Consider the following 14,303-nt stretch of genomic DNA (forward strand, 5'->3'; position numbering starts at 1 on the left):
TACTATCCAGTTCCATGTATGTTCTGTGGACGATTTACTTGCGTTAACCATAATCGCCTGAAGTGACGTTGTTTTCGTAGAGAATCGGCATTCGGTGTCATTGTATCCCAATCCATCCCATGTTAACCCAAATGGACCGGTCGTTAAGGTTGACGGCGGGTCTGTGTGGGCGGATCTGGGTAGGGCTAAGCGAGGGTGTTTCTCTCCACGTTCGACAAGCAACTGGACGCGAAGCGGCGCATCGTGGTGCCGCAGGAGTTCCGCGCGGCTATGTCGGGCCCTTTCGACGGCGTCTTCTGCTTCCCTTCGATCGAGGCGGACTGCCTGGAGGCGGGCGGCAAGGCGCTGTTCGACCGTTACAACGGTGTGATCGAGGAGATGCCGTTCGGCGATCCGGTCCGCACCGCGCTGGAGACCAGCGTGCTGGGCGGCATGGCCCGCCTGTCTTTCGACACCGCCGGCCGCATCACCCTGCCGGACGGCCTGTGCGAGATGTTCGGTCTGACCGATTGGGTCTCGATCGTCGGTCTGGGTGATCGTTTCCAGATCTGGTCGCGCGACGCCTTCGCCGCCCATCGTGCCGAGCAGCGCGTGGCCGCCCGCGAGGGTCTGGCCGCTCTGCGCGCGCAACAGCGCACGGCGCGCCTCGGGGGCGCGGCATGAGCGAAGCTCCGCACATCTCCGTCCTGCTCGACGAGGTGCTCGCCGCCTTGAGCGCCAAGCCGGGCGAAACGATCATCGACGGCACCTTCGGGGCGGGCGGCTACAGCCGCGCCATCCTGGCGACCGGCGCGAACGTGGTCGGCTTCGATCGTGATCCCACCGTCCTGCGCTTCGCCGAACCGCTGGCGGCGGAGAATGGCCGCTTTCGACTGATCCAGGATCGCTTCTCGCAGATGGAGGAGCATTTCGGTGCGGCTTCGGTCGATGGCGTGGTGCTCGACATCGGTGTGTCGTCCATGCAGCTCGACGAGGCCGAGCGCGGCTTCTCGTTCATGCGCGATGGTCCGCTGGACATGCGCATGGCCGCCGACGGCCCGACCGCCGCCGATCTGGTCAATGAGCTCGAGAAGGAAGAGCTGGCGCGCATCTTCTACGTCTATGGCGAGGAGCGCGAGAGCCGCCGGGTGGCGTCCTTCATCATCCGCCGCCGCGAGGAGCAGCCGTTCAACCGCACCCTGGACCTGGCCGAGGTGGTGGAGCGCGCCCTGGGCGGGCGTCGCGGCGCCAAGGTTCATCCGGCCACCAAGACCTTCCAGGCCCTGCGCATCGCCGTGAACGAGGAGCTGACGGAGCTGGAGCGGGCGCTGGACGCCGCCGAGCGTATCCTGAAGCCCGGCGGCCGCTTGGCGGTGGTGACCTTCCACTCGCTGGAAGACCGCATCGTCAAAAGCTTCTTCATTGAGCGCGCCGGCAAGACGCCGGGCGGCTCGCGTCACGCGCCCCCGACGGAGCGTGGGCCTGCCCCGACCTTCGAGCTGATCGGCAAGGCGACGGGGCCAGGCGAGGCGGAGCTGGCGGTCAATCCGCGGGCCCGTTCGGCCAAGCTGCGCGCCGGCCTGCGGACCACGGCGCCGGCCTGGGGCGGGGAGGGCGCGGCATGAGCTCGATCTTCGCCCGACGCTATCGCGGCTTCCGCGTCATCGAGATCTTCGCCCTGACCCTGCTGCTCCTGCTGGTGCTCGGCGTGTACCTGGCCAAGACGGTGGCGGGCGGCGAGCGCACGGAGATCGCGCGGCTGGATCGGGAGATCTCGGCCGAGCGCGTCCGCACCCGCCTGCTAAAGGCGGAAGTGGCCTATCTGGAGCAGCCGCGCCGCCTGGAGCGGTTGGCGACAAACTATCTCGGTCTTGAGCCGATCAAGGCGGCCCAAGAGATCGAATCCGATAGACTGGCCGAGATCGCAGCGCGCCTGTCGCCGCCGCGTCCCGCCCCGGCGCCGGCAGCGCCGGAGACTGATGCTGCGGCGGCCTCGGACGAACCTGTTCCGGCGACGCCTGGGGAGAACCTGCAATGAGCCTGGCGGACCTTTCGCCTCGCTTGCCCGCATGGCGCTGGATCATCGAGCGCGTCTGGAGCCTTGAGCACGCTTTCGAGCGGTCCAAGGCCGCCGGCCGGGCGCAGGACGACACGCGTCTGCGCATCTTCTTCATCCTGGCGATCTTCGGGACGGTGTTCCTGGGCCTGGCCATCGGCGCCGCCCGTTCGGCGGTGTTCTCTGACGCCGGGCGCGGAGGCGATTACGCGCCGCTGATCGGCGCCGCCCGGGCCGACCTGACCGACCGCAATGGTGAGCTGTTGGCCGCCGACCTGACCCATTACGGCCTCTATATCGACCCGTCGGATGTCTGGGACGCGCGCGAGACGCGCAGCGCCCTGCGCCGTGCGATCCCGGGGCTGGACGTGAAGCGTCTGAACAAGGCGCTCGAAGGCCGCCGCCGGATCTTCGTCCATGGCGGCCTGACGCCGGAAGAGCGCAACGCGGTCCATGCCTTGGGCCTGCCGGGGATCAGCTTCGAGGAGGAGGGGCGCCGCGTCTATCCGCTGGGCGGCACGGCGGCGCACATCATCGGCTTCTCCGACAAGGGCGGCGCGGGCCTGGCCGGCGCCGAGCGGGCCCTGGACGCCGAGCTTCGCCAGATCGCGGCGCGCGGCGGCGGCAGCCTGCCGCTGTCCATCGACCTGCGCATCCAGGCGGCTCTGGACGACGAATTGAACAAGGCGGCAATGCACTTCACGCCCAAGGGTGCGGTGGGCATCGTCACCAACGTCCACACGGGCGAAATCCTGGGCCTGTCGAGCTGGCCGACCTTCGACCCGAACAAGCCGGGCGGAGCAGATGACAGCGCGCGCCTGAACCGCGCCGCCGCGTCGGTCTATGAAATGGGCTCGACCTTCAAGGCCTTCACGGTCGCCATCGGCCTGGACACCGGCGTCGCCACGCCGAGCTCCACCTTTGACGCGACCCAGCCTTACAAGCTGGGCTACCGGACGATCCACGACTACCACGCCGCGCGGAAGGTTCTGACTCTGGTGGAGGTGTTCCAACACTCGTCCAACATCGGCACCGCCAAGCTGGGCGTCGCCATCGGCCCGCGCCGGCTGGAGCAGTATTTCACCAAGCTCGGCCTGACCAAGCCGGCCAGCGTCGAACTGCGCGAGTCCGCCCGCCCGCTGACGCCCAAGGTCTGGAATGACGATGCGGTGGCCTCCACCTCGTTCGGTCACGGCATGAACGTCAGCCCGCTGGCCCTGACCGAGGCCATGGGATCGCTGTTGAACGGCGGCGTGCGCGTGCCGCTGACCATCCGCAAGCAGGATGTGAATTATCGTCCCAAGGGCGAGCGGGTGATCTCCGAGCAGAGCTCGCTGGAGATGCTGCAGATCATGCGCGCCAACGTATCCGATCCGATCGGCAGCGGCGGCAAGGCCAACGCTCCTGGCCTGTCGGTCGGCGGCAAGACCGGGACGGGCGAAAAGTACGACCCGGCCATTCGCGGCTACAATCACAAGCGTCAGGTCTCGTCCTTCGCGGCGGTATTCCCGACCGATGGCCCGGTGGAGGCTGACCGTTACTTCGTTCTGATCCTGATGGACGAGCCGAACGGCACCAAGGAAAGCTACGGCTTCTCCACTGGCGGCTGGGTCGGCGCGCCGGCGGCCGGCAAGGTGATCGACCGCATCGCTCCGTTCCTTGGCGTTCAACGCAAGTACGACGTTCCCTATTCTGTCGCGTCGAACGGCGCGTTCGCCGCTTCTGGAGGCGGCCGATGACCATGCCCCTGTCCGATCTGGTCCAACGGGACCTGCCCGTTGATCCCGTCATCACCGGCGTCACCGCCGACAGCCGCAAGGTAAAGGCCGGCACGCTGTTCGTGGCCCTGCCGGGCTCCAAGGTCGACGGCCGCAGCTTCATCCCCGCCGCGCTGAACGCGGGCGCGGCCGCCATCCTGGCGCCGTCGGACGTGACCGACCTGCCGGTGCCGGTGGTTCACGCCCAGGACCCGCGCCGGGCCTACGCCCTGGCCGCCGCCAGCTTCTGGGGCGCGCAGCCCAAGACCTGCGTGGCGGTGACGGGCACCAACGGCAAGACCTCGGTCGCCGTGTTCTGCCGCCAGATCTTCGCCGAGCTGGGCCATAAGGCCGCCAGCATGGGCACTCTGGGCGTGACGGTGTCCGAGAAGGGCAAGCCGGACGTCCAGCTGACGCCGCCGGGTCTGACGACGCCTGACGCCGCCGATGTCTCCGAACTGCTGGCCAAGCTGGCCGCCGACGGCGTGACGCACATGGCGCTGGAGGCCAGCTCGCATGGCGTGGACCAGCGCCGCCTGGACGGCGTGCGTCTGGCCGCCGGGGGCTTCACCAACTTCACCCAGGACCACCTGGACTATCACGGCACCATGGGCGTCTACCGCGCGGCCAAGCTGCGCCTGTTCGACACCTTGCTGCCGCGCTGGTCTACGGCGGTGCTGAACGCGGACTCCGACGCCTATCCGGCCTTCGCGGCCGCTGCTGTCGGCGCGGGCCTGACCCTGTCGTCCGTGGGCGAGAAGGGGCGGGGCCTGCGTCTGATCAGCCGTGAGCTGCTGCCGGAAGGCCAGCGTCTGGTCATCGCCCATGGCGGCGACGAGCATGTGGTGAACCTGCCCCTGGCCGGCGCCTTCCAGGCCGACAACGTGCTGGTGGCCGCGGGCCTGTGCATCGCGGCGGGCGAGGAGCCGGCCGCCGTGCTGAAGGCCCTGGAAAGCCTGAAGGGCGCGCCGGGTCGCCTGCAACGGGTCGGGACGGGACCGAAGGGCGGCGAGGCCTATGTGGACTACGCCCATACGCCGGATGGTCTGGAGACCGTGCTCAAGGCGCTGCGTCCGCATACGCGCGGCAAGCTGATCGCCGTTTTCGGCGCCGGCGGTGATCGTGACCGCACCAAGCGTCCGCAGATGGGCCAGATCGCGGCTCGACTGGCCGACGTGGCCATCGTCACCGACGACAACCCGCGCTCGGAAGAGCCGGCCGTCATCCGTGCTGAAATCCTGGCCGCCGCATCCGGCGCGCGTGAGATCGGCGATCGCCGCGAGGCCATCCGCGCCGCCGCCGCCATGCTGGAGGACGGCGACGTCCTGGTCGTGGCCGGCAAGGGGCACGAGCAGGGGCAGATCATCGCCGGCGTCACCCATCCCTTCGACGACGTGGCCGAGACCGCATCGGCTCTGGGGCTGAGCGATGGCTGAATTCCTGTGGACCGCCGCGGAGATCGCGGCCGCCACCGGCGGCGTGCTTCAGGGCGCGCCTTTCGAAGTGTCCGGAATCTCCATCGACACCCGCTCCATCGAGCCGGGTGACTTGTTCGTGGCCCTGGCCGGGGTGCGCGACGCGCATGACTTCGTGCCCGGCGCCCTGGCGTCCGGCGCGGCCGGCTCGCTGACCGCACGCGCGGTCGAGGGCTCCTGCGTCGTCGTGGAAGATACGCTCAAGGCATTGGAATTGCTGGGAGAAGCGGCGCGTGATCGCGCGCCCGCCAAGCGCGGCGCGGTGACCGGCTCCGTCGGCAAGACCAGCGTCACCCGCGCGGTGGAGGCGGGCCTGCGCCTGGCCGGACGCGGCCATGCGTCGGTGAAGTCCTACAACAACCACATCGGCGTTCCGCTGACCCTGGCCCGCATGCCGCGCGACACCGAGCGCGCGGTGTTCGAGGTCGGCATGAACCACGCCGACGAGATCACGCCCCTGTCTCGCATGGTGCGGCCGCATGCGGTGGCGATCACAACGGTGGGGCCGGTGCATACCGAGAACTTCCATGACGGTGAGGAGGGCGTCGCCCGCGCCAAGGCCGAGATCTTCGCCGGGCTGGAGCCGGGCGGGATCGCCGTGCTCAACGCCGACAACAAGTGGTTCAACCTGCTGAAGGCCGAGGCCGAGAAGGTCGGGGCGGTGGTCTGGAGCTTCGGCTCCGACACCGATTGCACCGCCTGCCTGACCGGTTTTGACAGCCGCGCCGACGGCGCGACGGTCCATGCCGCGATCCGGGGGGAGGCCGTGAGTTTCCCCATCCTGCAGGCGGGTCATCACTGGGGCCTGAACAGCCTGTGCGTCCTGCTGATGCTGGAGGCGCTGGACGTGCCGCGCGCCACCGCGCTGGAGGCCCTGGCCCGGTTCGCGCCGATCGAGGGGCGCGGGGCGGAGAAGACCATCGCCGTCGAGGACGGCAGCTTCACCCTGGTGGACGAGAGCTACAACGCCAATCCCATCTCCATGGCCGCCGCGCTGAAGAACCTGGGCATGCGCAAGGTTTCGGGGCGACGCATCGTCGCGCTGACGGACATGCTGGAGCTTGGCCCGCAGGCGGCGGAGCACCATGCGGCGCTGGCCTCACTGGCCGAGACGGCCGGGATCGACCTCGTCTTCTGCGCCGGGCCGCTGATGAAATCCCTGTGGGAGGCGCTTCCCCCGACTCGCCGTGGGGGGTACGCCGAGACAGCGGCTGAATTGACGCCGCTGGTCACGTCCGCCGTACGGGGCGGCGACGTGATCATGGTGAAGGGGTCCAACGGTTCGAAAGCCGGGACGGTCGCGGCCGCCCTGGCTTTGCTCGGTTCGGGCCTTGGTACGGGTGGGGACCACTGATGCTGTATCTGCTGTATGAGCGCCTCAGCGATCTGCGCGAGCACATCCCGCTTCTCAACCTGCTGAAATACCTGACGTTCCGCACGGTCATGGCCGTGATGACCGCCCAGCTGGTGGTCATCCTGATGGGCTCGCGCTTCATCCGCTGGATGCGCGCCAAGCAGGGCAAGGGCCAGCCGATCCGCGCCGAGGGCATCCAGCGTCACGTGGTCGAGAAGGCCGGCACGCCCACCATGGGCGGGCTGATGATCCTGGCCGGCGTGTTCGTGGCGACCCTGCTGTGGGCCGACCTGTCCAACATCCATGTGTGGGTGGTGCTGTTCGTGACCGGGGCCTACGGCCTGCTGGGCTTCATGGACGACTACGCCAAGGTGACCAAGCAGACGACGGCGGGTCTTTCCAGCCGTCAGAAGCTGGTGGCGCAGGTGCTGGTGGCGGTGATCGCCTCGGTCCTGCTGATCGTGTTCTCGCCCAAATCGCCCACGACGCCGGGGCTGGAGACCAGCTTGGTCTTCCCGATCTTCAAGCAGTTCGTGTTCAATCTCGGCTGGTTCTACGTGGTCTTCGCCGCCGTGGTTCTGGTTGGCGCGTCCAACGCCGTGAACCTCACCGACGGTCTGGACGGCTTGGCGACGGTGCCGGTGATGATCGCGGCCTCGACCTTCGGCCTGATCGCGTACCTGGTCGGCAACTACGTCTTCGCCAACTACCTGCAGCTTCACTTCGCGCCCGGCGTGGGCGAACTGGCGGTGTTCTGCGGCTCCATCATCGGGGCCGGCATGGGCTTCCTCTGGTATAACGCGCCGCCGGCCAAGATCTTCATGGGCGACACCGGTTCGCTGGCCCTGGGCGGCGCACTCGGCGCGGTGGCGGTCAGCTCCAAGCACGAGATCGTGCTCGCCATCGTCGGCGGCCTGTTCGTGGCCGAGGCGCTGTCGGTGATGATCCAGGTCGCCTACTTCAAGAAGACCGGCAAACGCATCTTCTTGATGGCGCCGATCCACCACCACTTCGAGAAGCTGGGCTGGGCTGAATCCACTGTGGTGATCCGCTTCTGGATCGTCTCGCTGATGCTGGCCCTGGTCGGCCTCGCCACACTCAAGCTGCGCTAGGGAGGGCTGGTTCAGGTCATGATCCCGGTCCGCGGTTTCGAGGGCAAGACAGTCGCGGTGTTCGGCCTGGGCCGGACGGGGCTCACGGCCGCGCGCGCCCTGCTGGCGGGCAAGGCCAAGGTCATCGCCTGGGACGAGAAGGCTTCCGGCCGCGAAGCCGCCCAGGCCGAGGGCCTGACGGTGAAGGATCTGTGGGCCGCCGACTGGTCGCAGATCTCCGCCCTGATGCTGTCGCCGGGCGTGCCCCTGACCCATCCCAAGCCGCATTGGGTGGTGGAGAAGGCGCAGGCCGCTGGGGTCGAGATCCTGGGCGACATCGAGCTGTTCGCCCGCACCGTGAACGCCGCGCCGGCGCACAAGCGCCCCAAGGTGGCCGCCATCACCGGCACCAACGGCAAGTCCACGACCACGGCTCTCCTGGGTCACATCTGCCGCAGCGCCGGCCGCGACACCCGCATCGGCGGCAACATCGGCTATGGCGTGCTGAGCCTCGACGACATGCACGGCGGGGCGGTCTATGTGCTGGAGACGTCGTCATATCAGCTAGACCTGACCAGCAGCCTGAAGGCCGACGCGGCGATCATCCTGAACATCTCGCCCGACCATCTGGACCGCCATGGCGGGATGGAGGGCTACATCGCCGCCAAGCGCCGCATCCTGCTGAACCAGGACAAGGGCGACACGGCGATCATCGGGGTCGATGATCCCTGGTGCCAGCAGATCTGCACCGAGATCACCGCCGCCAACCGCCGAACCATCTGGCCGATCAGCGCCGGTCGGGCCATGGGCCGCGGCGTCTATGTGCTGCAGGGCGTGCTTTACGACGCTACCGGCGACCGGGTGACCGAGGTCGCCGACCTGCTGCGGGCCCGCAGTCTGCCGGGCCGCCACAACTGGCAGAACGCCGCCGCCGCCTATGCCGCCGCCCGGGCTATGGGCATCTCCATGGCCGACGCGGCTGAGGGGCTGCGCACCTTTCCCGGGCTGGCGCACCGGATGGAGACGGTGGCGACCATCGGCAAGGTCCGCTTCGTCAACGACAGCAAGGCCACCAACGCCGATGCGGCGCGTCAGGCCATGTCGTCCTATCCGCGCTTCTACTGGATCGCCGGCGGCGTGCCGAAGGCCGGCGGAATCGACAGCCTGACCGATCTGTTTCCGCGCATCGCCAAGGCCTACCTGATCGGCGACGCCGCGCCGGCGTTCGGCGCGGCGCTGAAGGATCGCGCCCCAGCCAAGGAGTGCGGCACGCTGGAGGCCGCCGTCATGGCCGCCTATGCCGACGCCAAGGCCTCTGGCGAAGAGGCGGTGGTTCTGTTGTCGCCGGCCTGCGCGTCGTTTGACCAGTTCGCTGATTTCGAGGCCAGGGGCGAGGCGTTCCGCACGGCCGTCCAGAAGCTGTCCAAGACGCCCAAGGGGGCGACGGCTTGAGCGGAGAGCGCAACAACGCCCACGCCTTCGCCCGCACCGACCAGTCGCGGTTCGGCGTGTGGTGGTGGACGACCGACCACTGGCTGCTGGGCGGTGTCGCGGCGCTGATCGTGGTCGGCGTGCTGCTGTCCTTCGCCTCCAGTCCGGCGGCGGCGCTGCGCATGGGCATCGACGACCCGTTCCATTTCGCCCTGCGCCAGTGCGTGTTCGCCGGCGCGGCCAGCGTCATCCTGATCGCCGCCTCCATGCTGACGCCGCGCGGCGTGCGGCGGGCGGCGTTCTTCGTCTACATCGTGGCGATCCTGATCATGGCGGCCCTGCCGTTCATCGGGCACACGGCCAAGGGGGCCGCCCGCTGGGTGGCCATCGGAGGGTTCACCCTGCAGCCGTCGGAGTTCATGAAGCCGGCCCTGATCGTGCTGGTGTCATGGATGTTCGCCGAGGGGCAAAAGGGCGAGGGGGTGCCGGGCGTGTCCATCGCCTTCGGCCTTTACGGCCTTGCGGTCGCGCTGTTGCTGATCCAACCCGACGTAGGCCAGACGGTTCTGATCACCGTAGCCTTCGGCGCGGCCTTCTGGATGGCGGGCGTGCCGCTGTCCTGGATCATGGGGCTAGGTGCGCTGGCGCTGAGCGGACTGGTCAGCACCTACTTCATCTTCGACCACGTGCGGGCGCGTGTGACCAAGTTCCTCAGCCCCGAACAGGCGGACACCCACCAGATCACCCGCGCCTCCGAGGCGATCGCCGCCGGCGGCCTGTTCGGCCGTGGTCCGGGCGAGGGGGTGATGAAGCGTCACGTGCCCGACCTGCATACCGACTTCATCTATTCGGTGGCGGCAGAGGAGTACGGTCTGGTCTTCTCCCTGGCCCTGATCAGCCTGTTCTCCTTCGTGGTGGTGCGCGGGATGTACAAGGCCATGAAGCTGTCGGACCCGTTCGAGCAGGTCGCAGCGGCCGGCCTTTTCGTGCTGGTGGGCCAACAAGCGATCATCAATGTCGCTGTGAACTTGAACCTGATCCCGACCAAGGGCATGACCTTGCCGTTCATTTCCTATGGCGGGTCTTCGATGCTCGCCATGGGGCTGACCCTGGGCATGGCGCTGGCGCTGACGCGTCGCCGCCCGGGGGCCTATTCATCGACGGATGCGCTGGCTCGGGCCGGCGCCTTCGCGTGAGCTTGAGGGGTAAGTGCTCATGACCGGCAAGGTCGCCGTTGTCGCCGCCGGGGGAACCGGCGGGCACATGTTCCCCGCCCAGGCCCTGGCGGAGACTCTGATCGCGCGCGGCTGGCGCGTGGTGCTGGCCACGGACGAGCGCGGCGAGCTCTATGCCGACAAGTTCCCGGCGGAAGAAAAGCTGTTCCTGTCGGCCGCGACCTTCAAGAAGGGCGACCCGGTCGGCATGATCAAGGCTGGTTTCGCGATCCTGGCGGGCGTGATGCAGGCGCGGAAAGCGTTCAAGCGCCTGAACCCGGCGGTCGTCGTGGGCTTCGGTGGTTATCCGTCGCTGCCGGCCCTGCTGGCGGCCACGGGCCAGAAGCGCCCGACGGTGATCCACGAGCAGAACGCGGTGCTCGGCCGCGTGAACCGCTTCATGGCGCCGAAGGTGACGCAACTGGCCTGCGCCTTCCCGACGTTGGAGCTGGCCGCTCCCGCCGCCAAGGCGCGGGCGCATGTGGTGGGCAATCCGGTCCGCCCGCCGATCCAGGCCCTGTACGACCAGCCCTATGAGGCGCCGGGCGAGGACGGTCCTATCCGCCTGCTGATCACCGGCGGCAGCCAGGGCGCGCGCCTGCTGTCCGAACTGGTGCCCGAGGCGGTGATCCGTCTGCCGGAAGACATCCGCATGCGGCTGGAGATCCAGCAGCAGACCCGGGCGGAGTCCATGGACAATGCCCGCCGCCTCTACGCCAACGCCCTGGTGAAGGCCGAGATCGCGCCCTTCTTCCGCGACATGGCGGGCCGCTTGGGCAAGGCGCATCTGGTGGTCGGACGGGCAGGGGCCTCGACGGTGTGCGAGCTGGCCGTGGCCGGCCGTCCGTCGATCCTGGTGCCGCTGAAGATCGCCGCCGACGACCACCAGCGCTACAACGCCCGCCTGCTGGAAGACGCGGGCGCGGCGGCGGTGGCCTTGGAAGACGAACTGACCACCGACACCATGGCTGGGGCTCTGAACGCCCTGCTGCGGGATGGTCCGCGCCTGGCCCGCATGGCGGCCTCGGCGCATGAGGCGGGAACGCCGGACGCCGCCGCCAAGCTGGCGGACCTGGTCGAGGCGACCGCCCGTTAGTTGGGCTCCGCGCCGCTCTCGATCAGGGGGCGGCCGATCTTCACCGCTTGTTCGACGCTCTCCGCCACAGGCACGGCGGGGAAGGGCGCATGGCCGTCGCAGACCAGCTTGGCGGCAGCTTCCTCCATGCCGCCGCCGGGAATGGGTTCGGGCGATGTGGGTTTGCCGCTGAGCGGACCTTCGCGGCCGGTGGCGCGGATGCTGGCGTAACCGTCGCGGACCAGGGTGCGGGCGGCGCAATTGATGGTCAGAGCCTGCCAGCCGCCCCAGTAGGCCTCTCTTGCGGCCACGAAGTCGGTCTCCACCACCTGCAGCACCCGAAGCTTCGCGGTCCGCCCGGTCCAAGCGACCCCGTTCTCCTCCACGAAGGCGGCGTAGCGGCCCACATCAACAAGCTTGAGCGACAGCTTGACCGGGGCTTGGGCGTGCGCCGGGGCGGCGATCAGCAAAATCCCCGTCAGGAGGGCATTTCCGGCCCGTCGCAAATCATTTAATCCGGCTGGCATGATCAAGCGTCGACGTCCTGTCCCCTTCGAACTCGGCCCCGTGCATTTCATCGGCATCGGCGGCATCGGCATGAGCGGCATCGCCGAAATCATGCTGCGCATCGGCTATACGGTTCAGGGATCTGACGCGAAAGCCAGCGCCAATACCGATCGCCTGGCGCAGCTTGGCGCGAAGATCTTCATCGGCCACGACGCCGCCCACGTGGAGGGCGCTTCGGCCGTGGTCTATTCGACCGCCGTGAAGCAGGACAATCCGGAGATGGTCGCCGGCCGCAACGCGCGCCTGCCGCTGGTGCGCCGGGCCGAGATGCTGGCCGAGTTGATGCGCCTGCAGTTCTCCGTCGGGGTCGCGGGCACGCACGGCAAGACCACCACCACCTCGATGGTCGCCGCTCTGTTGGACGCGGGCGGCCTGGACCCGACGGTGGTCAATGGCGGGATCATCAACGCCTACGGCACCAACGCCAAGGTGGGCGAGGGCGACTGGATCGTCGTCGAGGCGGACGAGAGCGACGGCAGCTTCCTGCGCCTGAAGTCGACCGTCGGCATCATCACCAACATCGACGCCGAGCACCTGGATCACTGGGGCGACTTCGAAGCCGTGAAGAAGGGCTTCCAGGATTTCGTCGAGAATATTCCGTTCTACGGCTTCTGCGCGGTGTGCACCGACCACCCGGAAGTCCAGGCCCTGACCTCGCGGATCGAGAACCGGCGCCTGGTGACCTACGGCACGAACCCGCAGGCCGAGGTCCGCGTTCAGAACATCACCATGGGCCCGGACGGCGCCGGGTTCGACGTGGTCATCTCGCCCCTGAATGGCGAGGAGGTCCGTTATGAAGGCCTGCACCTGCCCATGGCGGGGCAGCACAACGTCCTGAACGCCACCGCCGCCATCGCTGTGGCCCGGGAGCTGGGTGTGGACGCCGAGTCCATCCGCAAGGGGCTGGCCGGGTTCGGCGGGGTGAAGCGCCGCTTCACCACCGTGGGCGTGGCCAACGGCGTCCGGGTCATCGACGACTACGGCCACCATCCGGTGGAGATCGCCAACGTCCTGAAGGCTGCCCGCGCGGTGACCGAGGGGCGGGTGATCGCCGTGGTCCAGCCGCACCGCTACACCCGCCTGCGCGACCTGATGGCGGAGTTCAGCTCCTGCTTCAATGACGCCGACGTGGTGATCGTGGCTGACGTGTACACCGCCGGCGAAGCGCCGATCGAAGGCGTCGATCGCGATGGGCTGGTGGAAGGACTGCGCCGCTTCGGCCACCGCCGCGCCATCCCGCTGGAGAGCCCGGCGGCCCTGGCGGGTATCGTGGCGGAGGAAGCCAAGGCCGGCGACCTGGTGGTCCTGCTCGGCGCCGGCGACATCACCAGCTGGGCCTACGCCCTGCCGGCGCAACTCGAGGCGCTTGCTCAGTGAGCTGGCGCGACACTCTTCCGGCCGTTCGCGGCAAGCTGCTGCGTGACGAGGCTCTGGCGCCTTTCACCTGGTTCCGCGTCGGCGGGCCGGCGGAGCTGATCTTCCTGCCGGAGGACGAGGACGATCTGGCCGACTTCCTGCGCGGGCTCGATCCGGCCGTGCCGGTCACGCCCATCGGCGTCGGCTCCAACACCCTGGTCCGCGACGGCGGGGTGGAGGGCGTCGTGATCCGCCTGGGCGGGCGTCCGTTCGCCAAGGTCGAGGCGCGGGGCGGCAACCGCATCTTCTCCGGCGCGGCCGTTCCGGACGCCATCCTGGCGCGTGAGGCGGCCAAGGCGGGGATCGCCGGGCTGGAGTTCTATCGCGGCGTGCCGGGCTCCATCGGCGGCGCCCTGATGATGAACGCCGGATGCTATGGCTCCGAGACCAAGGACGTGCTGGTCGAAGCCTATGCCGTCACTCGCTCGGGCGAGCGCGTGACCCTGTCCAACGCCGACCTCGGCTACACCTATCGCAAATCCGCCCGCGCGGCGGCCGGCGACCTGATCTTCACCGGCGCCCTGTTCGAGGGGACCCCCGACGAGCCCGCCGCCATCCAGGCGCGGATGGAGGAGATCACCGCCCGCCGCGAGACGACTCAGCCGATCCGCGAAAAGACCGGCGGCTCCACCTTCAAGAACCCGCCGGGGCACTCGTCCTGGAAGCTGGTCGATGAGGCGGGCTGGCGCGGCAAGCCGTTCGGCGGGGCCATGTTCTCGCCGCTGCACTCCAACTTCCTGATCAACACGGGCGAGGCGACCGCCGCTGACCTGGAAGGTCTGGGCGAGGCGGTGCGCGCCGATGTGAAGGCCAAGACCGGCGTGGAGCTGGAATGGGAGATCAAGCGGATCGGCAAGGCCTGACAGCCTGCTGACAGTTTACGACCGC

13 protein-coding genes are annotated in these 14,303 nt (G+C 68.6%); 12 read left to right on the forward strand and 1 reads right to left on the reverse strand.

What is annotated here, in order from left to right:
- Nucleotides 1–195 precede the first annotated feature (195 nt).
- The 10 genes from P7B02_RS09285 to murG are packed head-to-tail and all read left to right on the forward strand — an operon-like array spanning nucleotide 196 to nucleotide 11,453.
- Nucleotides 196–663, forward strand: coding sequence for a division/cell wall cluster transcriptional repressor MraZ (locus P7B02_RS09285; RefSeq protein ID WP_277786066.1), 468 nt, complete (start codon nucleotides 196–198; stop codon nucleotides 661–663).
- The gene (gene rsmH / locus P7B02_RS09290) at nucleotides 660–1,604 is read left to right on the forward strand and encodes a 16S rRNA (cytosine(1402)-N(4))-methyltransferase RsmH (protein ID WP_277786067.1); all 945 of its coding nucleotides are present in this window, start codon (nucleotides 660–662) and stop codon (nucleotides 1,602–1,604) included. Before P7B02_RS09285 ends, rsmH begins: the two co-directional genes overlap by 4 nt.
- A complete protein-coding gene (gene ftsL, locus P7B02_RS09295; protein WP_277786068.1) occupies nucleotides 1,601–2,017 on the forward strand; it encodes a cell division protein FtsL in 417 nt (138 codons plus the stop codon). Before rsmH ends, ftsL begins: the two co-directional genes overlap by 4 nt.
- Complete coding sequence (locus P7B02_RS09300; RefSeq protein ID WP_277786069.1) at nucleotides 2,014–3,774, forward strand: peptidoglycan D,D-transpeptidase FtsI family protein; 1,761 nt, start codon at nucleotides 2,014–2,016, stop codon at nucleotides 3,772–3,774. Before ftsL ends, P7B02_RS09300 begins: the two co-directional genes overlap by 4 nt.
- A complete protein-coding gene (locus tag P7B02_RS09305; protein ID WP_277786070.1) occupies nucleotides 3,771–5,228 on the forward strand; it encodes a UDP-N-acetylmuramoyl-L-alanyl-D-glutamate--2,6-diaminopimelate ligase in 1,458 nt (485 codons plus the stop codon). Before P7B02_RS09300 ends, P7B02_RS09305 begins: the two co-directional genes overlap by 4 nt.
- A complete protein-coding gene (locus tag P7B02_RS09310) occupies nucleotides 5,221–6,621 on the forward strand; it encodes a UDP-N-acetylmuramoyl-tripeptide--D-alanyl-D-alanine ligase (RefSeq protein ID WP_277786071.1) in 1,401 nt (466 codons plus the stop codon). Before P7B02_RS09305 ends, P7B02_RS09310 begins: the two co-directional genes overlap by 8 nt.
- Entirely contained in the window at nucleotides 6,621–7,733 is a 1,113-nt protein-coding gene (gene mraY / locus P7B02_RS09315; protein ID WP_277786072.1) for a phospho-N-acetylmuramoyl-pentapeptide-transferase, read from the forward strand. The genes P7B02_RS09310 and mraY overlap by 1 nt, the downstream gene beginning before the upstream one ends.
- An 18-nt stretch (nucleotides 7,734–7,751) precedes the next feature.
- The gene (gene murD, locus P7B02_RS09320; RefSeq protein WP_277786073.1) at nucleotides 7,752–9,164 is read left to right on the forward strand and encodes a UDP-N-acetylmuramoyl-L-alanine--D-glutamate ligase; all 1,413 of its coding nucleotides are present in this window, start codon (nucleotides 7,752–7,754) and stop codon (nucleotides 9,162–9,164) included.
- Complete coding sequence (gene ftsW, locus P7B02_RS09325; protein WP_277786074.1) at nucleotides 9,161–10,339, forward strand: putative lipid II flippase FtsW; 1,179 nt, start codon at nucleotides 9,161–9,163, stop codon at nucleotides 10,337–10,339. The genes murD and ftsW overlap by 4 nt, the downstream gene beginning before the upstream one ends.
- A gap of 19 nt (nucleotides 10,340–10,358) precedes the next feature.
- Entirely contained in the window at nucleotides 10,359–11,453 is a 1,095-nt protein-coding gene (gene murG, locus P7B02_RS09330) for an undecaprenyldiphospho-muramoylpentapeptide beta-N-acetylglucosaminyltransferase (protein WP_277786075.1), read from the forward strand.
- Here the strand turns inward: murG and P7B02_RS09335 are convergent.
- Nucleotides 11,450–11,902 (reverse strand): hypothetical protein, encoded by a 453-nt coding sequence (locus tag P7B02_RS09335; protein ID WP_277786076.1) that lies wholly within the window; start codon nucleotides 11,900–11,902, stop codon nucleotides 11,450–11,452. The two genes, murG and P7B02_RS09335, sit on opposite strands and share 4 nt — an antisense overlap.
- Nucleotides 11,903–11,957: 55 nt before the next feature.
- Between P7B02_RS09335 and murC the strand changes: the two genes are divergently transcribed.
- On the forward strand, nucleotides 11,958–13,376 hold the full coding sequence (gene murC, locus P7B02_RS09340) for a UDP-N-acetylmuramate--L-alanine ligase (RefSeq protein WP_277786077.1): 1,419 nt from the start codon (nucleotides 11,958–11,960) through the stop codon (nucleotides 13,374–13,376).
- Entirely contained in the window at nucleotides 13,373–14,278 is a 906-nt protein-coding gene (gene murB, locus P7B02_RS09345; RefSeq protein ID WP_277786078.1) for a UDP-N-acetylmuramate dehydrogenase, read from the forward strand. Before murC ends, murB begins: the two co-directional genes overlap by 4 nt.
- Nucleotides 14,279–14,303: the final 25 nt, after the last annotated feature.

Origin of the sequence: Caulobacter segnis, assembly GCF_029543125.1 — a bacterium.
GTDB lineage: Bacteria > Pseudomonadota > Alphaproteobacteria > Caulobacterales > Caulobacteraceae > Caulobacter > Caulobacter segnis_D.